The 16,642-nt window shown below is 71.0% G+C and carries 13 protein-coding genes; 7 read left to right on the forward strand and 6 right to left on the reverse strand.

The annotated features are described in order from the left end of the window. Window positions 1–400: 400 nt before the first annotated feature. From OG322_RS02945 to OG322_RS02965, 5 genes are read left to right on the forward strand one after another with little or no spacing between them, the layout of a single operon-like run. Entirely contained in the window at window positions 401–2,011 is a 1,611-nt protein-coding gene (locus tag OG322_RS02945; RefSeq protein WP_123464468.1) for an ABC transporter substrate-binding protein, read from the forward strand. Continuing rightward, entirely contained in the window at window positions 2,008–2,982 is a 975-nt protein-coding gene (locus OG322_RS02950) for an ABC transporter permease (RefSeq protein WP_123464466.1), read from the forward strand. The genes OG322_RS02945 and OG322_RS02950 overlap by 4 nt, the downstream gene beginning before the upstream one ends. Next, entirely contained in the window at window positions 2,979–3,887 is a 909-nt protein-coding gene (locus OG322_RS02955) for an ABC transporter permease (RefSeq protein ID WP_329305998.1), read from the forward strand. Before OG322_RS02950 ends, OG322_RS02955 begins: the two co-directional genes overlap by 4 nt. Then, a complete protein-coding gene (locus OG322_RS02960) occupies window positions 3,884–4,960 on the forward strand; it encodes an ABC transporter ATP-binding protein (protein ID WP_123464462.1) in 1,077 nt (358 codons plus the stop codon). Before OG322_RS02955 ends, OG322_RS02960 begins: the two co-directional genes overlap by 4 nt. Beyond that, window positions 4,957–6,021 (forward strand): ABC transporter ATP-binding protein, encoded by a 1,065-nt coding sequence (locus OG322_RS02965; protein WP_124285709.1) that lies wholly within the window; start codon window positions 4,957–4,959, stop codon window positions 6,019–6,021. The genes OG322_RS02960 and OG322_RS02965 overlap by 4 nt, the downstream gene beginning before the upstream one ends. A gap of 79 nt (window positions 6,022–6,100) precedes the next feature. On the opposite strand, the gene OG322_RS02970 is transcribed toward OG322_RS02965, so the two are convergent. From OG322_RS02970 to OG322_RS02985, 4 genes are all read right to left on the reverse strand, one after another. Next, entirely contained in the window at window positions 6,101–7,309 is a 1,209-nt protein-coding gene (locus tag OG322_RS02970; protein WP_123464458.1) for an amidohydrolase, read from the reverse strand. A gap of 68 nt (window positions 7,310–7,377) precedes the next feature. Next, a complete protein-coding gene (locus OG322_RS02975) occupies window positions 7,378–8,046 on the reverse strand; it encodes a GntR family transcriptional regulator (protein WP_123464456.1) in 669 nt (222 codons plus the stop codon). Then, complete coding sequence (locus tag OG322_RS02980; RefSeq protein ID WP_443066522.1) at window positions 8,043–9,086, reverse strand: amidohydrolase family protein; 1,044 nt, start codon at window positions 9,084–9,086, stop codon at window positions 8,043–8,045. Before OG322_RS02980 ends, OG322_RS02975 begins: the two co-directional genes overlap by 4 nt. Window positions 9,087–9,214: 128 nt before the next feature. Next, on the reverse strand, window positions 9,215–10,852 hold the full coding sequence (locus tag OG322_RS02985) for an ABC-F family ATP-binding cassette domain-containing protein (protein ID WP_329305999.1): 1,638 nt from the start codon (window positions 10,850–10,852) through the stop codon (window positions 9,215–9,217). Window positions 10,853–11,120: 268 nt separating this feature from the next. Here OG322_RS02985 and OG322_RS02990 point away from each other — a divergent pair, with 268 nt between their 5' ends. Next, on the forward strand, window positions 11,121–12,044 hold the full coding sequence (locus OG322_RS02990; RefSeq protein ID WP_123464452.1) for an FAD-dependent oxidoreductase: 924 nt from the start codon (window positions 11,121–11,123) through the stop codon (window positions 12,042–12,044). 127 nt (window positions 12,045–12,171) lie between these two features. Here OG322_RS02990 and OG322_RS02995 read toward each other — a convergent pair whose 3' ends face one another. Together OG322_RS02995 and OG322_RS03000 are read right to left on the reverse strand one after the other, a co-directional pair. After that, window positions 12,172–13,917 (reverse strand): BCCT family transporter, encoded by a 1,746-nt coding sequence (locus tag OG322_RS02995; protein ID WP_164494478.1) that lies wholly within the window; start codon window positions 13,915–13,917, stop codon window positions 12,172–12,174. A gap of 74 nt (window positions 13,918–13,991) precedes the next feature. Beyond that, window positions 13,992–15,314: a M14 family metallopeptidase gene (locus tag OG322_RS03000; protein WP_443066523.1), complete on the reverse strand. Its 1,323-nt coding sequence runs from the start codon at window positions 15,312–15,314 to the stop codon at window positions 13,992–13,994. Between the two features lie 235 nt (window positions 15,315–15,549). On the opposite strand from OG322_RS03000, the gene OG322_RS03005 reads away from it, so the two are divergent. Further along, the gene (locus tag OG322_RS03005; RefSeq protein ID WP_329306000.1) at window positions 15,550–16,593 is read left to right on the forward strand and encodes a LacI family DNA-binding transcriptional regulator; all 1,044 of its coding nucleotides are present in this window, start codon (window positions 15,550–15,552) and stop codon (window positions 16,591–16,593) included. Window positions 16,594–16,642: the final 49 nt, after the last annotated feature.

Raw genomic sequence — 16,642 nt, forward strand, 5'->3', positions numbered from 1 at the left:
ACATCCCGGTCTCTGCGCTGAGCCCTCGGCGCAGAGCTCGCGCTCGCAGTTGGCACAGCCGGCCGGACCTTATCCGTGGACGGGCGAGAAGCTGCCCCCTCGCATACCCAGGGGCTGAAAAGAGGGGCTCCAAGCGCCTCCGGCCGTGGCGCACATTGCTGCTAGGCCATCAAGCCTCTCACTCATCCGGTATACCAAATAGGTCTCAAGTCGCGATTCCACTCGTGATCAACTGCACCCTCCGCCCCTTTTTGTGCGCCCAAATACCCTGCAAAAGTGGCAAACGAGGCCGCATGACCCAGCCTTGCCGTCGAACCTCCTGGTATACCGTTGCGCCTCAACGCATACCCACGTCGGTATGCGTTCCGTCGCCCTGCCGTCCTCAAGGAGGCTTGATCCCATGCGTCGAATTCCGGCCGCCCTCTCGGTGGCCGCATTGCTGGCGATCACCACCGCATGCAGTTCACTCACTCCGCCCGGCAAAGAAACCACCGCCCAGGCGCGGCTCACCGACCTGCGTCCCGTACGCGACGGCGGCACGGTCACGATCGGGCTGAAGTCTGATCCCGACATGCTGGATCCGAGCCTCACGACGACGCTCGTCGCACGCACCGTGTTCACCTCCATGTGCGAACAGCTCTACGACGTGGACCAGGACAACAAGTTCGTGCCGCAGCTCGCCGCCTCGATGCCGAAGATCACCGACGGCGGCAGAACCTTCACCTTCACCGTCCGCAAGGACGCCACCTTCAGCGACGGCGCACGGCTGGACGCCCGCGCGGTGAAGACCTCGCTCGACCGGCATCTGCATCTGCGCGGCTCCGGCCGGGCCTCCGAGATCGACTCCGTGGAGAAGGTCACGGCCATCGGTCCGTACACCGTGCGGCTCTCGCTGAGCCATCCCGACGTACCGCTGCTGGGCCGGCTCGCCAACACGGCCGGACTGATCATGTCGCCGAAGGCGCTGAAGACGTACGGAAGGAAGTTCGCGACGCATCCCTCGTGCGTCGGGCCGTTCCGGTACGTCAGGAGGGTCGTCGGTGACCGGATCGAACTGGCGAAGGACCCGCTGTACTACGACGCGGACAAGGTCCATCTCGACCACGTCGTCTACAAGACGATCACCGACGGCAACATCCGGATGGCCAACATACGTTCCGGTGACGTCCAGATCGGCGACCAGATGGGCCCGGTCGAGGTGCGCAGCTCCATGGGCGAGAAGGACCTCCAGCTCCTCAACACTCCGTCGCTGGGCTATATGTCCCTCACCCTCAACGTCGGTAACTCGCACGGCATCGACAAGAAGCCCAGCCCGGTCGACAGCCCCTTCGGGCGCGACGTGCGCGTCCGGGAGGCCTTCGATCTGTCGCTGGACCGCGAGCTGATCAACAAGCTGGTCTTCCAGGGCATGTACGAACCGGCCTGTGGTCCCGTCCCCCCGGGGACACCGCTCAGCACCCCGCTCACCTGCCCGGAGCGGGACGTGGCGAAGGCCGAGCGGCTACTGAGAGCGGCCGGTGTGAAGACGCCGGTGCCGCTGGAGCTGATGATCAACACGACTCCGGACGACAGCCGTCTCGGACAGGTCGTGCAGGCCATGGCGGCCGACGCGGGCTTCGAAGTCAAGCTGAGGCCGACCGAATTCGCCACCGGGCTGACCCGGACCCTGGCCGGCGACTTCGAGGCGCGGACCGGCGGCTGGGGCGGCCAGCCCGACCCGGCGGGCAACATCGACAGCCTCGTGGGCACCGCGGGCAGCAACAACCAGGGCAAGCTCTCGGACCCGACGATCGACCGGCTGATCGTCGAGGGCCGCAGCACCTCGGACATCGCCGAGCGCCGCGAGATCTACCGCAGGCTCACGGTCGCGATCAACAAGCAGCACGGGGTCATCTACCTCTACCGGAACATCAACTACGTCTCCGCCTCGCAGAACGTGAGCGGCCTCAAGCTCTCCGGTGACGGCCTGATCAGGGTCAAGGAAGCCGGTTACACGAAGGGGAGCCGGTGAAGACCCTCCGCAGACTGCTCACGTCGTACGTGAGCCGCCGGATCGGCATGTCTCTGGTGACCATGGTGCTGGTCAGCATCACCGTGTTCCTCGGGGTCCGTGCGATGCCCGGCGACACCGCCCAGGCACTGGCCGGTGAACAGACCTCCCCGGAGGTACTGGCCGCGATCCGCTCCGAGTACGGGCTCGACGACAACATCGCCGTGCAGTACTGGCGCTACGTCAGCAACGCGGCCACGGGTGACTTCGGCACCTCGGCCCGTACCGGCCTCCCGGTGCTCGACTCCATCACCCAGGCGCTGCCCATCACTCTCGAACTGGCGGCGCTGTCCCTGCTGATGGCCGTGGTCGTCGGCATCGGGGCCGGTGTCATGGCAGCCGTCCGGCGTGGCAAGCCGGAGGAGTGGCTGGCCAACGGCATCGCGCTGCTGGGCATGTCGGTCCCGGCGTTCTGGCTCGGCATCGTGCTGGTGCTGGTCTTCGCCATCGCCATGCCGGTGTTCGCCGCCTCCGGCTTCGTACCGTTCAGTGCCGATCCGCTGGAGAACCTGCGGCGGCTGGTGCTGCCCGCCGTCGTGCTCGGCTCCGGCCTCGCCGCGGTGGTGATGCGCCAGACCAGGGCGGCGATGATCGACGCGATGTCCTCGGACTACGTGCGCACCGCACGGGCCAAGGGGCTGGCCCCGGCCGCCGTGATCGGCCGGCACGGGCTGCGCAACTCGCTCGTCACCGTGATCACCGTGCTGGGTCTCCAGCTCGGGCACCTGATCTCCGGCGCCGTCGTCACCGAACAGGTCTTCGTCCTGCCGGGCTTCGGCAAGCTCACCATCGACGCGGTCTTCACCCGTGACTACGCGATGGTCCAGGGCGTGGTCCTGTTCACCTCGGCCGCCTACATCCTGATCAATCTGCTGGTCGACTTCCTGTACTCGGTGGTCGACCCGCGCATCCGGCTCGGAGGTTCCCGATGACCCTCGCCCCGTCCACGGCGCCGCCCGCCGCCGCGGCCCCCGCGGCACGGCCCGGCGTCCGTGCCGCACGGCCGGCCACCTCACTGCGCCGACTGCGGCGCAACCGGCTGGCGCTGGTGGGTGCGGTGCTGTCCGCGGTGTTCGTGCTCGTCGCGCTGCTCGCACCGCTGCTCGCCCCCTACGACCCGGCCCGGCCGGACTTCGACTCGGCTCTCATGGCGCCGAGTTGGTCGCACTGGCTCGGCACGGACGACCTGGGCCGTGACCAGCTCTCCAGGGTGCTGGTGGGCGTCACCGCTTCCATGCAGGTCGGTGTGCTGGCCGTGCTGCTGGCCTTCGTCGTCGCCGTCCCGCTCGGGCTGGTGGCCGGCTACTACGGCCGGTTCGCCGACACCGTGGTCTCCCGGCTGACCGACACCATGCTGGCCTTTCCCTTCCTGGTCCTGGCCGTGGGCCTCGCCGCCGTCATGGGTCCCTCGCTGCAGAACGCGACCATCGCGATCGGCATCTCCCAGATCCCCGGAATCATCCGCGTCACCCGGGCCGAGACCCTGCGGCTCAAGCATCTGGACTACGTCGGTGCCGCGGTGGCCAACGGCGGCGGCGACGGTGTGATCCTGTTCCGCCACATCCTGCCCAACGCGACCTCGACGCTGATCGTGCAGGCCACCGTCGGGATCCCGTCCGCCATCATCGGCGAGGCGGTGCTCAGCTTCCTCGGCCTCGGGGTGCAGCCGCCCTCCCCCTCGCTCGGCGTGATGCTCTCCAGCGCCCAGCCCTTCATCGCGGACGCGCCCTGGATGGCGGTCTTCCCCGGCCTGGTCATCGTGCTCGCCACTTTGGCTTTCAACCTGCTCGGCGACGGCGTACGCGACATCCTCGACCCCCGCGGAGGTTCCCGGTGACCGAAGTCGAGACGTCCACCGCGCCCCGGCCCGGCGCGGACAGTGGCAGCGAGCCGGTGCTCCGGGTCCGTGACCTGTCGGTCTCCTTCCACGGCGCGGAACGCACCGTGCACGCCGTGGACGGTGTCTCCTACGATTTGGCGCCCGGCGAGGTACTGGCCGTGGTCGGCGAGTCCGGCTGCGGAAAGTCCGTCACCTCCATGGCCGTGATGGGGCTGCTGCCGTCGACCGCCCGGATCGGCGGCTCCATCACCCTGGACGGCCAGGAGCTGGTCGGCGCGCCGGAGAAGCGGTTGCGGTCGCTCCGCGGCCGTCGCCTCTCGATGATCTTTCAGGAGCCGATGACCTCGCTCAACCCGGTACTCACCGTCGGCCGGCAGATCACCGAAGTCCTGCGCCGACACCAGGGGTTGAGCCGGAACGAAGCCAGGGAACGGGCTGTCGAACTGCTCGGTGTCGTCGGAATCCCGGCGCCCCGCAAGCGGGTTGACGAATACCCGCACCAGCTCTCCGGCGGCATGCGGCAGCGGGTGATGATCGCCATCGCGGTGGCGTGCGACCCCGCCGTGCTGATCGCGGACGAACCGACGACCGCTCTCGACGTGACAGTACAGGCCGGCATCCTCGATGTGCTCCGCTCGTTGCGGGACCGGCTCGGCACCGCCATCGTCCTGATCACCCACGACCTCGGAGTGGTCGCGGACACCGCAGACCGGGTCCTGGTGATGTACGCGGGCCGCCCCGTCGAACAGGCCTCGGTGGACGAGCTGTTCGCGTCGCCGCGGCATCCGTACACCCGGGGCCTGCTCGGTGCCGTACTGCGTCCCGGAAGCCGGGGCGCGGGCGGAAGGGCGCGGCTGAACGAGATCCCCGGGCTCGTCCCCGATCTGCGCGAACAGCCGAAGGGGTGCAGTTTCGCGCCGCGTTGCGCCTCGGCCGAGGACGGCTGCCTGACGAGCCGTCCCCCGCTGAACAGGTCCGCCGGCACCCACCTGATCGCCTGCTACCACCCGGCCGATGCGATCGGGTCCGACCCGTCCCGACCCGACGCGAGCAAGGGAACCGTCCGATGACCGCAGACCTCAACCCGCCCGCCGCCACGGCGGGGACCGTCACCCCGGTGCTGGCCGTGCACGGCCTGAAGCGGCATTTCGACGGGGCGGGCGGCACCGTGAAGGCGGTGGACGGGGTGTCGCTGACGATCCTGCCCGGCGAGGTCGTCGGCCTCGTCGGGGAGTCGGGCAGCGGCAAGTCCACGGTGGGGCGCTGTGTGGTCCGCCTCGACCGGCCGACCGACGGCAGCGTGGAGATCAACGGCACGGATGTCACCACGCTCTCGCCGCGTGCGCTCAGGCCGTTGCGGAAGGACTTCCACCTGGTGTTCCAGGACCCCTCGTCCTCGCTCAACCCGCGCATGACCATACGTCAGATCGTTGCGGAGCCGCTGCGGCTGCACGGCCTGGCGAACCGCGCCGAGGCGGCGCAGCGGGTGGACGGGCTCCTGGCCCAGGTGGGCCTGCGGCCCGAACTGGCCGACCGCAACCCCCATGAGCTCTCCGGAGGCCAGCGCCAGCGCGTCTCCATCGCGCGCGCGCTGGCGGTCGATCCCGCGCTCCTGGTGGCGGACGAGCCGACCTCGGCCCTCGATGTGTCCGTGCAGGCCTCCGTGCTCAACCTCCTCGCGGACCTGCAACGCGACCGGGGTTTCGGCTGCCTCTTCATCACCCACGACCTGGCGGCGGTGGAATACCTGGCGGACCGCATAGCGGTGATGTACCTGGGCCGGATCGTCGAACAGGCCCCGGCGGCCGAGCTGTTCGCGGCCCCCAAGCACCCGTACACGCAGGCGCTGCTGTCCGCGGCGCCGGTGCCCGATCCCGCCGAACAGCGGGGCCGGCGCCGGATCGTGCTGGGCGGCGATCTGCCCAGCCCGCTGGACCCGCCGCCCGGCTGCCACTTCCACACCCGGTGCCCCCTGGCCACCGACCGGTGCCGTACCGAGGCGCCCGAACTGCGCCCGCTGCCCACCGGGGGCGGTCGCGAGGCGGCTCCTCGGCAGGTGGCGTGCCATCTCGTCGCGGACGACGGCAGTGTGCCGGATGCCGCGAAGGCCGTGGCGGCGGCTGCCGGCTGACCCGCTGCGGCTGATCAGCCGCGAACGCCGGAGCCCGTCCACCACTCGGTGGACGGGCTCCGGCGTTCGCGGCGGCGGGTCAGCCGACCAGTTCCAGGCCGTCGGCGACGACACGGCCGGCATGCAGGACCGTACGGTCGTCGCTGCGGTCCATGACGGCGGACGCCACCGTCTCGCCCTCGACCAGCAGCAGATCGGCGCTGTCGCCAACGGCGAGACCGGGACGGTCCGAGACGGACGTCAGACGGGGCAGGTCCGTGTGGAGGATCGAGGCCCCGCCGCGGCTCGCGACGGCCACGCAGTGCTCGATCAGCTCGTCGGCCCGGTAGCGGTTGGTGAAGGCCAGCTGCCAGGTGCGGTCCAGCATGTCCCCGTTGCCGTAGGGCGACCAGAAGTCGCGCTGGCCGTCCTCTCCCAGGCCTACACGCACACCGGCGGCGGTCAGTTCGGCCAACGGCAGGGCGTGCTGCTGCTGAGCCGGTGCGATGGTCGCCATCGCGATGTCCAGCTCGGCGAACTCCTCGATGAGGCGGCGGGTGGTCGCCTCGTCGACGGTCCCGAGTTCATAGGCGTGCGAGAGCGTCACCTGACCGGCCATGCCCAGGGCGCGTACCCGCTCCAGGATGAGGTCGACGCTGAACACACCGAGTGCGCCGGGCTCGTGGAGGTGGATGTCGATCGGTGCCTGGTGGCGCTCGGCGAGGCCGAAGACGATGTCGAGATGGCGTACGGGGTCGCGGTCCAGGGTGCACGGGTCGATGCCGCCGACCACGGACGCGCCGGCGGACATCGCCTGGTCCATGAGTTCCGGCACGCCCTTCTCCTTGAGCAGACCGGCCTGCGGGAAGGCCATGATCTCGACCTCGCACCGGCCGGCGTGCGCCTCCTTGGCCGCGAGGACGCCCTCCAGCCGCTCCAGACCGCAGTCCGCGTCGATCTGGGCGTAGCTGCGCACGCGGGTCGTGCCCCGCTCGATCATGCGGCCCAGGGTGTACGTGGCCCGCTGGGCGACGCTCCACTCGTCCTCACGCCAGTGCGCGCGGTCGTTCATCGTCATGCCCCAGACACCGGGGGCGCCCGTGTGGGGGCGGAAGGGCAGCCCCATGCGGGTGGAGTCGAGGTGGCAGTGGACGTCGGAGAACGACGGCAGCGCGAGCCGTCCCCGTCCGGCCACGGTGTCGTCCGCGGCACGGCTCGGGTCGTGCGGGGTGAGCGCGGCTATCACGCCGTCCCTGATCTCGATGTCGCAGGGCTCGCCGCCCCAGGGACGGACGTTCGTGATCAGCATGTGGTGCCTCTCCTTCGTTCGGTAGACCGGTATGAAGTTGTCGGGGTGGAGGTGCCGGGCGGCTCGGGTCACTCCGCCGGCAGCACCTCGGCCAGGGTCGCCAGGGAAGGGCCGCGGCCCCGCTCGATGTGCGCATAGGCGAGGGCGTCGGCCAGGTCCGGCTTGCCCGCGTAGATCGCGGCGCAGATGTCCTGGTGCTCGGTGCACTGCACACGCGGGTCGAGGCCGCCGGTGAGGGTGAACAGCCACTGCACCAGGCCCAGCGAGGGCTGAAGGGCGTCCTGGAGCAGCCGGTTCCCGGTCATCGCGACGATCTCCGCGTGCAGGGCGGTGTTGGCGGCGGGAATCTCGTGGATATCACCCCGCCCGGTGGCGTCCTCGGCCGCTTCCATGAGTTCGCGCAGCCGGTCGCCGCCGCGGCCGGCCGCGCAGGCCTCCGCGGCCCTGCGGGCGGCGAACACCTCAAGGCTCAGCCGGAGGTCGAAGAGCTCGGCCACATCGCGCAGCGAGAGGTTGCGCACGGACGCGCCGCGCCGCGGGGAGATCACCACGAGGCCCTCCCCGGTCAGCCGGGTGAGCGCTTCCCGGACGGGGATGCGCGAGAAGCCCAGGGCCTCGGAGAGTTCGCGCTCCCGCAGACGTACGCCGGGCGGGTACTCGCCGGACAGGATGCGGGCGCGGATCGTCCGCTCGGCGTGATCGACATGGGACGCACCGGACTCGGGCGAATCGGTCATCGTGAGGTCTCCTCGTACGGCGGGAACGTCGGCGGGAACAGCTCGCCGGCGCCTCGGCGGCGCAGGTCGCGCTCGCCGTAGGCCGCGCGCATTGTCTCGAACAGGGTCTGGGCCCGGCGCCGCAGGTTCGGCAGGTCGGTGCCCGGTATCCGGCCGTCGGTCATGACGGGGCGCCCCGCCACGACGGAGTGGGTGGCCTGCCGGGCGGTGCCGTTCAGCAGGAACGTACGGACGGGGTCGTCCTGGACGCCGTCGCGGATGTCGTCCAGCCGGAACGCCACCAGGTCCGCCTGCGCGCCGGGCTCCAGCCGCCCGAGGTCGGTGCGCCGCAGTGCGCGGGCGCCGCCGAGCGTGGCCGCCTCGACGTAGTGCTCGGCGGGCGCGGCGTCCAGGCGTCCGTCGACGACCTTGGCGAGGTGGACGCCGGTGTCCATGCCCCGGATGAGGTCCGGCGGGAAGGAGTCGGTGCCCAGACACAGATTGATCCCTGCCCGCCGGTAGGCATCGAAGGAGTGCAGTACCTGGCCGTAGCGCAGCGAGGTCTGCGGGCAGTGGATGACGGAGACGCCCGCCGCCGCGAGCGCGGCCAGGTCGCCGCGGTCCTCGCCGTGCACGTCGGGGTGGCGGTCGGTCACGATGCCGTGCGGCACGAGGAGCCGGGTGTCCAGCAGCCCGGTGCGGGCGAGCAGCCGCAGGGGCGTGGTGCCGTGCAGCTCCTGTACGAGATCCCGTTCGGCCATGCCCTGGAGACAGTGCAGCCGTACGGGGACGTCGCGCCGTCGCGCGATCCACCAGCGCCTCGCCGAGGTCCAGTTCCGCGTCCACCGGACCGTCGTACCCCGTGCCCACGTACGCGATCGTGTCGTCCTCCCACACGATCTCGCCGTCACGGAGCAGAGCGTGCCCGCCGTCTCGGTGGGCGAGGACGTGGGTGGCGCGCCAGCGGGTTCGCACGGGGCCTCCTGCGGGTGCGGTGTACCGGACCGCCCCGAGCGGACGGCGGTCCTCGGTCGGAGCAAGGCGACAGTAACACTTGGCATACCAAGTGCCCGCACCCTCAGGAGTTATGTGAAGTTAGTCGGAAATATCGACCCGGAAAGCCTGCATGGAGGAGAGGATGACACCCTCTGGCATACCAGCAGGGTGACTCCGGGGAGCCGGAGCCCCGTCAGATCTCCGTGAGCCGTCCCGCCGTCACCTCGACGCGGCGCGTCGTGCGGACTGCCTCCAGCATCCGCCGGTCGTGCGTGACCAGCAGCAGCGTCCCCGTGTACGAGTCGAGCGCCGATTCCAGCTGCTCGATCGCCGGCAGGTCAAGATGGTTCGTGGGCTCGTCCAGGACGAGGAGGTTGACGCCGCGGCCCTGGAGCAGGGCGAGTGCCGACCGGGTCCGTTCGCCCGGGGAGAGGGTGGTCGCGGGGCGCATCACATGGTCGGCGCGCAAGCCGAATTTGGCGAGGAGGGTACGGACCTCGGCCGGTTCCGTGTCCGGGACGGCCGCGCAGAACGCCTCCAGCAGGGATTCCGTACCGTGGAACAGCTTCCGCGCCTGGTCCACCTCACCGACGACCACACCCGAGCCCAGGCTCGCGTGCCCCGAGTCCAGCGGGAGACGGCCGAGCAGAGCGGCGAGCAGGGTCGACTTCCCGGCGCCGTTGGCACCGGTGATGGCGATCCGGTCCGCCCAGTCGATCTGGAGCGAGACCGGGCCGAACACGAAGTCCCCGAGGCCGACCCGCGCCTCGCGCAGCGTCGCCACGACGGAGCCGGAGCGGGGGGCGGAGGCGATCTCCATCCGCAGCTCCCACTCCTTGCGCGGCTCGTCCACGACATCGAGGCGGTCGATCATGCGCTGGGTCTGGCGGGCCTTCGCGGCCTGCTTCTCGCTCGACTCGCTGCGGAACTTGCGGGCCATCTTGTCGGAGTCGCCGGCCTTGCGGCGCGCGTTCCTGACGCCCTTGTCCATCCAGGAGCGCTGCATCAGAGCGCGGCCTTCGAGTGCGGAGCGCTTGTCGGCGAACTCCTCGAACTCCTCGCGGGCGTGCCTGCGGGCCCGCTCGCGCTCCTCCAGGTATGCCGCGTAGCCACCGCCGTAGAGGTTGATCTGCTGCTGGGCCAGGTCGAGTTCGAGGACCTTGGTGACCGTGCGCATCAGGAACTCGCGGTCGTGGCTGATGACGACCGTGCCGGCGCGCAGCCCGGAGACGTACCGCTCCAGCCGTTCCAGGCCGTCGAGGTCGAGGTCGTTGGTGGGTTCGTCGAGCAGGAAGATGTCGTAGCGGGAGAGCAGCAGCGAGGCGAGGCCCACGCGGGCCGCCTGGCCGCCGGAGAGCGTGGTCATCGGCAGGTCGAGACCGACGGTCAGGCCGAGGTCGGCGGCGACCTCCTCGGCCCGTTCGTCCAGGTCGGCGCCGCCGAGGGCGAGCCAGCGCTCCAGCGACTCGGAGTACGCGTCGTCAGAGCCGGGCGCCCCGTCGACGAGGGCCTGGGTGGCGGTGTCCATCGCCGCCTGGGCCTCGGCGACACCCGTCCGGCGGGCCAGGAACTCCCGTACGGTCTCGTCGGGGCGCCGCTCCGGTTCCTGCGGCAGGTGGCCGACGGTGGCGGTGGGCGGGGAGAGCCGCAGCTCCCCCTCCTCCGGCTGGTCGAGCCCGGCGAGCAGCCGCAGCAGCGACGATTTTCCGGCGCCGTTGACTCCGACGAGACCGATCACATCACCGGGAGCGACCACGAGGTCGAGTTCGGCGAAGAGAGTGCGGTCGCCGTGTCCGGCGGCGAGGTCCTTGGCGACGAGGGTGGCAGTCATCAGGGTGTCGATCCTAATCGGCGGCCGGGGCTCCCGGTGCAGGTGCCTGCGGGGTCGGGGCACGGGCCACCGGCGAGGTGCGCCGCAGGGATGCCCGGCAGGCTCCCCGTCCTCACGCCTGCCGGGCGCCCGAAGCATCGCCCTGCCCGTGCACCTCGGCTAGGGTCCTTCCCCTGGATCGAGTGATCGGGCGCGGCCCGACCCGGGCGGGAGACCTGGCGTCCGGGGCGTGAACGGGGTCCGGACAGAGACGAGCGGCGGTGCGGCAGTGTCCGAAGTGATCGTGGTGGGCGGTGGGGTCAGCGGCCTCACCACGGCGGTGGTGCTGGCCGGGCGCGGTCACCGGGTGCGGGTCTGGTCCCGGCAGCCCGCGGCGGCCACGACGTCGGCGGTGGCGGGCGCCCTGTGGTGGCCGTACCGGATCGAGCCGCAGGACCGGGTCGGCGACTGGTCGCTGGCTTCACTGCGCTGGTACGAGGAGCTGGCCGCCCATCCGCGCGAGACCGGGGTGCGGCTGGTCAGCGGTGTGCACCGGGGTGAGCGGCTCGCGGCGCTCGGGGCGTGGGCCGGGAGGCTGAAGGATGTGGTGGAGGACGCCGAGGGGCTGCGGTGCCGGCTGCCCCTGATCGACATGCCGGTCCATCTCGACTGGCTGGAGGAGCGGGTCAGGGCGGCCGGGGGCTCGGTCGAGCGGCGTACGGTCACCTCGTTCGACGAGGCGGCCGCCGAGGCGGCGACGGTGGTCAACTGCACGGGGCTCGGCGCCCGCGAACTGGTCCCCGACACCGGGATGCGGCCGGTTCGCGGTCAGCTGGTCATGGTGGAGAACCCGGGGATCGAGGAGTGGTTCACCGAGGCTGACCCGGCGGCGGGCGCGACGACGTACTTCTTCCCGCAGCCGGGCCGGCTGGTGCTCGGCGGCACCGCCGGGACGGACGACTGGAGCACCGTGCCCGATCCCCGCACGGCCGAGGAGATCGTGGCCCGGTGTGCCCGGGTCCGGCCGGAGATCGCCCGCGCGCGGATCATCGGGCACCGGGTGGGGCTGCGGCCGGCCCGGGACGCGGGGGTCCGCATCGAGGCCGAGCCGCTGCCCGGCGGCGGGCGCCTGGTGCACAACTACGGACACGGGGGCGCGGGCGTGACCGTCGCCCTGGGCTGCGCGGAGGCGACGGCCCGGCTGGTGGTCTGAACCGCCGCGTGCGGGGCCGACGGGGGCAGGGACGCCTGGAGGGCCCGCGACCCCGCAGGGCCGTCGGCCCGCGCGGCCCTCGGACGGCTCGGGGTCCACTCCTCGGCCCTCGAACGGCCCAGCGCCCTCAGTCGCCCGCCGGGCTCGAACCGCCGGGCCGGTCCCCGCGCTCGGTGGTGATCTGGCTGTCGCCGGGGCCGATCCGGATCTCGAAGTCACCGTCGTACTTGGCGTGGCCCTCGATGACCGCGGACTCGACCGCCTCCACCCCGAACTCGCGGCGCACGATGAGCGGGTCCTCGCGCAGGTCCCGCACAAGGGCCACGCACATGCCGATCATGACGATCGTGAAGGGCGCGGCCACCAGAATGGTCAGGTTCTGGAGGCCGGCCAGCGCATCGCCCTTGCCGTTCCCGATCAGCAGCATGATCGCCGCCACCGCACCGGTGGTGACGCCCCAGAAGACGACGACCCACTTGGCCGGTTCGAGGATGCCCTTCTGCGACAGGGTGCCCATCACGATGGAAGCGGCATCCGCGCCCGACACGAAGAAGATGCCGACCAGGATCATCACCAGCAGACTCATCACCGTCGGGATGGGGAACTGCTGGAGCACGCCGAAGAGCTGGGCCTCCTGGGTGTCGGCGCCGTTCAGCTTCCCGGCCTCCTGGAGCTTGATGGCGCTGCCGCCGAAGATCGCGAACCAGATCAGGCTGACGGTGCTGGGGACCAGGATGACCCCGCCGATGAACTGACGGATCGTCCGGCCGCGGCTGATCCTGGCGATGAACATGCCGACGAACGGGGTCCAGGAGATCCACCAGGCCCAGTAGAAGACGGTCCAGCTGCTGAGCCAGTCGGCGACCTCTCCCTTGCCGGTCGCCTCGGTGCGGCCCGCGAGCTGGGGCAGATCACCGATGTAGGCGGCGATCGAGGTGGGCAGCAGGTCGAGCACGATGATGGTGGGTCCCGCGATGAACACGAAGACGGCGAGGATCAGGGCGAGCACCATATTGATGTTGGACAGCCACTGGATGCCCTTCTCCACGCCGGAGATCGCCGAGGCGACGAAGGCCACGGTCAGCACCGCGATGATCAGGACGAGCAGCCCGGTGCCGGTCGTCTCCATCCAGTTCAGTTCGTGGAAACCGCTGCCGATCTGAAGGGCTCCCAGGCCCAGCGAGGCCGCCGAGCCGAAGAGCGTGGCGAAAATGGCGAGGATGTCGATCAGCCGGCCGACGCCGCCGTGGGCGTGCCGGGCACCGATGAGCGGTTCGAAGACGGCACTGATCGTCTGCCGCCTGCGGCGCCGGAAGGTGCTGTACGAGATCGCGAGACCGACCACCGCGTAGATCGCCCAGGGATGGAGCGTCCAGTGGAAGAGAGTGGTGGCCATCGCCGTCTGCATCGCCTCGGCGGCGTCCGCCGGGTGGGTGCCGGGCGGCGGGTGGACGAAGTGCGCCAGGGGCTCACTCACTCCGTAGAACATCAGGCCGATGCCCATACCGGCGCTGAACATCATGGCGACCCAGGACACGGTCCGGAATTCCGGCTCCTCGCCCTCCTGGCCGAGGGTGATCGTTCCGTAGCGGCTGATGGCGAGCCAGAGCGCGAAGACCACGAATCCGGAGGCGGCCAGCATGAAGGCCCAACCGCCGTTGTGCATGAGTCCGTTGAGCAACGTATTGGAGACGTCCTCCAGCGAGTCGGTGGCGGTGGCCCCCCAGACCACGAAGGCGAGGGTCAGGACAGCGGTGACGCCGAACACCACCCGGTCGGTCGTGGGGTGCCGGCTCTGGGCCGGGTCGCCGGGCAGATCCGCCGTCACCGACAGATCCCCCCTGCCGCCCGTTCTCTGATCGTCCTGCGACACGAATGGCACCTTTCACGGAAGCTGGAGTTTCGCTCTCCGTAGGCAGTACCACACGCGACGCACATCTTCCGGGATCAACAAGCGGTATCAGCTTGACCGTTTATGAGGTGATACGTCGCATTCTTGTCCAGAAGGAGCGGGACCAGCCTCCGGGCGGGCTGGGCCAGCGGTACGTACACACCGTCACCGTCGGGCCGGGAGGTGACGCCGTGCAGGACGAGTTCGTCCCCGACCCGGGCGAACTGGGCCGCCGTGAGCCGGTAACCGCAGGGCGGGTGCGCGAGGGTCTCGCCCGGACCCGCCGCCTCGTTGTCGGCCCCGCCGAGCGGGACCGGGCCCCGGTCGGTGAACCCGGCCGCCCGGGAGCGGGCGGTGGCGGCGGCGATCTCGCCGCGCCGCTCCTCGACGTAGGAGAACAGGCCTTTGAGTGCGGCACGTTGGGAGTGCACCCGGCGACGGTTGTTGAGTGCGGGGTCGGCCCGCTCGGCGTCGGTGAGCGCGTCCACGCGGGACTCGACGAGCAGGGCCACCGCATGCTTGACGCCCGCCGCATTGCGCAGGATGCGCTCCTGCCCGTCGCCCGCGGTCTGCTTGACGGGCCGGCCCGTGACCGGGTCGGTCCAGATGCCGTAGAGCCCGCTGTCGTGTCCGGCGTCCCGGGCGGCCGGGCGCACATGGCGTTCGGCCAGGAGCTTCGATTCGTCGCGCACCAGGTCATGGACATTGGGGTTGCGGGGCCACAGGACGGTCAGGTCGCTGTCGTAGTACGGCGGCGTCGCGCCGTACTCGTGCAGGTCGTAGACCACATCGGGCCTGTCGTCCCGGAGGGCCGCCGCGATGGCCCGGCCCTCGGCGGTCCGCAGCGCGATGTGGTCGCGGTTGATGTCCACGTCGTCGGAGTTGCCACGGGTTCCGGCGGCGCGACCGTCGGGGTTGGCGGTCGGAATGACGAGGATCTCGGTACGGGAGAGAAGGTCCCGGGTCGCCCGGTCCCTGGCGTATCCGAGATCACGGATCACCGTCAGACAGGCCTCGCGGGCGGCGGGTTCATCACCGTGCTGGCCGCACACGAGGAGCACGGTGAGGGCGGTCGGACGCCGGCTGCCGATCCGGACGAGCCGCAACGGCCGCCCCTGCTTCGTCGTTCCGATCCGCTCCACGGAGACCCGGTCGCTGTGCCGGGCGACGGCCGCGAGCAAGGAGCGTTCCTCGGCCGGGCCGGTCCAGCGTGCCCCGTCGGCGGATTCGAATCCGGTACGCGGCGGGGTCCGCGCCGCCGCGGCGGACACCGTGACCAGCGCGCCGGCCAGCGCGGTGGCGACGCCCGTCAGCGCGAGGTTGCGAACCCTGTGACGCCCCGCCCGCCGGTCGCGGTACTTCGGCGCGCAGCGGTTCACCGGCCACCGGCCGCCGTGTCGCACGGACCGCCGGCGGGGGCCGGAACGGGCGGTCTGTACGTCGAGCGGGCACCCCGCGCACGTGTCGGCATGGGCGGAAGGTACCGTGGCCGGCGCCCGCGCGACAGGTCCCCCGGTCACCGCTCCGCGAAAGGCCCTAGGCTGGCGAGGTTCGTGCTGTTCGGCCGGACCCCGGCCGTCTCCGGCCCCCTCCCGCGCCTCCGAGGAGCGTCCCTTGCCCCGTCCGACCCCCGATGCCCCTCACGACGCACGCCCCACACTGGAAGCCGTGGCAGCCCGGGCCGGGGTGTCCCGGGCAACGGCCTCCCGAGTGGTCAACGGCGGGGCCGGGGTACGGCAGCCGCTCGTGGACCAGGTGCGCAAGGCGGTCGATGAGCTCGGCTACATACCGAACCACGCCGCCCGGACGCTGGTGACCCGGCGCAACGGAGCCGTCGCCGTGATCATCGACGAACCCGAGATACGTATCTTCTCCGACCCCTTCTTCTCCCAGCACATCCGCGGCATCAGCCGTGAACTCATTACTTATGACGCCCAGTTGGTGCTCCTCCTGGTGGAGGGGAGCGGGGACTTCGACCGGGTGACCCGCTATCTGGCCGGTGGCCATGTGGACGGGGTACTGGCCTTCTCGCTGCACACGGACGACGAACTGCCCGCGGTCATCCGCCGGTTCCGGGTACCGACGGTCTACGGCGGGCGCCCCGGACGGCCGGGCGCCACCTCCGAGCTCGCGGTCCCCTACGTCGACTGCGACAACCGCGGCGGCGCCCGTGAGGCCGTGCGCCATCTGGTCTCGCTCGGCCGCCGGCACATCGCGCACATCGCGGGCCCGCGCGACCAGACCTCCGCGCTCGATCGCATCGACGGGTACTTCGACGTGCTGCCCGACGGCGATCCCGCACTGGTCGCGGACGGCGACTTCACCGCGGAGGGCGGTGCCCGCGCCATGGCCGCACTGCTGGAGCGGCGGCCGGACCTGGACGCGGTCTTCGCCGCCAACGACCTGATGGCCTCGGGCGCCCTGCGGGTGCTGCGCGAGCACGGGCGCCGGGTACCGCAGGACGTGGCACTGGTCGGCTTCGACGACATGGAGTCGGTCGCCGAGACGACCGATCCGCCGCTGACGACAGTCCGCCAGGATGTGGTGAGCATGGGCAGGTTGATGGTCAAACTGTTGATGGATCGGCTCGACGGCGGGGCCGGGGACGCCGGTCCGGTCATCATGCCGACACAGCTGATCCGCCGCGCTTCGGCCTGATCCAGGCATCGGGCCGCTGCGAGGGCGTCCGGCCACCGCGAGGGGACCG

This window comes from Streptomyces sp. NBC_01260, from assembly GCF_036226405.1.
GTDB lineage: Bacteria > Actinomycetota > Actinomycetes > Streptomycetales > Streptomycetaceae > Streptomyces > Streptomyces laculatispora.

What these genes read in the sequence shown, in the direction of transcription:
- OG322_RS02945 (WP_123464468.1), top strand. Translation starts at nt 401, where the DNA reads ATGCGTCGAATTCCGGCCGCCCTCTCGGTGGCCGCATTGCTGGCGATC.
- OG322_RS02955 (WP_329305998.1), top strand. Translation starts at nt 2,979, where the DNA reads ATGACCCTCGCCCCGTCCACGGCGCCGCCCGCCGCCGCGGCCCCCGCG.
- OG322_RS02965 (WP_124285709.1), top strand. Translation starts at nt 4,957, where the DNA reads ATGACCGCAGACCTCAACCCGCCCGCCGCCACGGCGGGGACCGTCACC.
- OG322_RS02970 (WP_123464458.1), bottom strand. Translation starts at nt 7,309, where the DNA reads ATGCTGATCACGAACGTCCGTCCCTGGGGCGGCGAGCCCTGCGACATC.
- OG322_RS02975 (WP_123464456.1), bottom strand. Translation starts at nt 8,046, where the DNA reads ATGACCGATTCGCCCGAGTCCGGTGCGTCCCATGTCGATCACGCCGAG.
- OG322_RS02980 (WP_443066522.1), bottom strand. Translation starts at nt 9,086, where the DNA reads ATGCCAAGTGTTACTGTCGCCTTGCTCCGACCGAGGACCGCCGTCCGC.
- OG322_RS02985 (WP_329305999.1), bottom strand. Translation starts at nt 10,852, where the DNA reads ATGACTGCCACCCTCGTCGCCAAGGACCTCGCCGCCGGACACGGCGAC.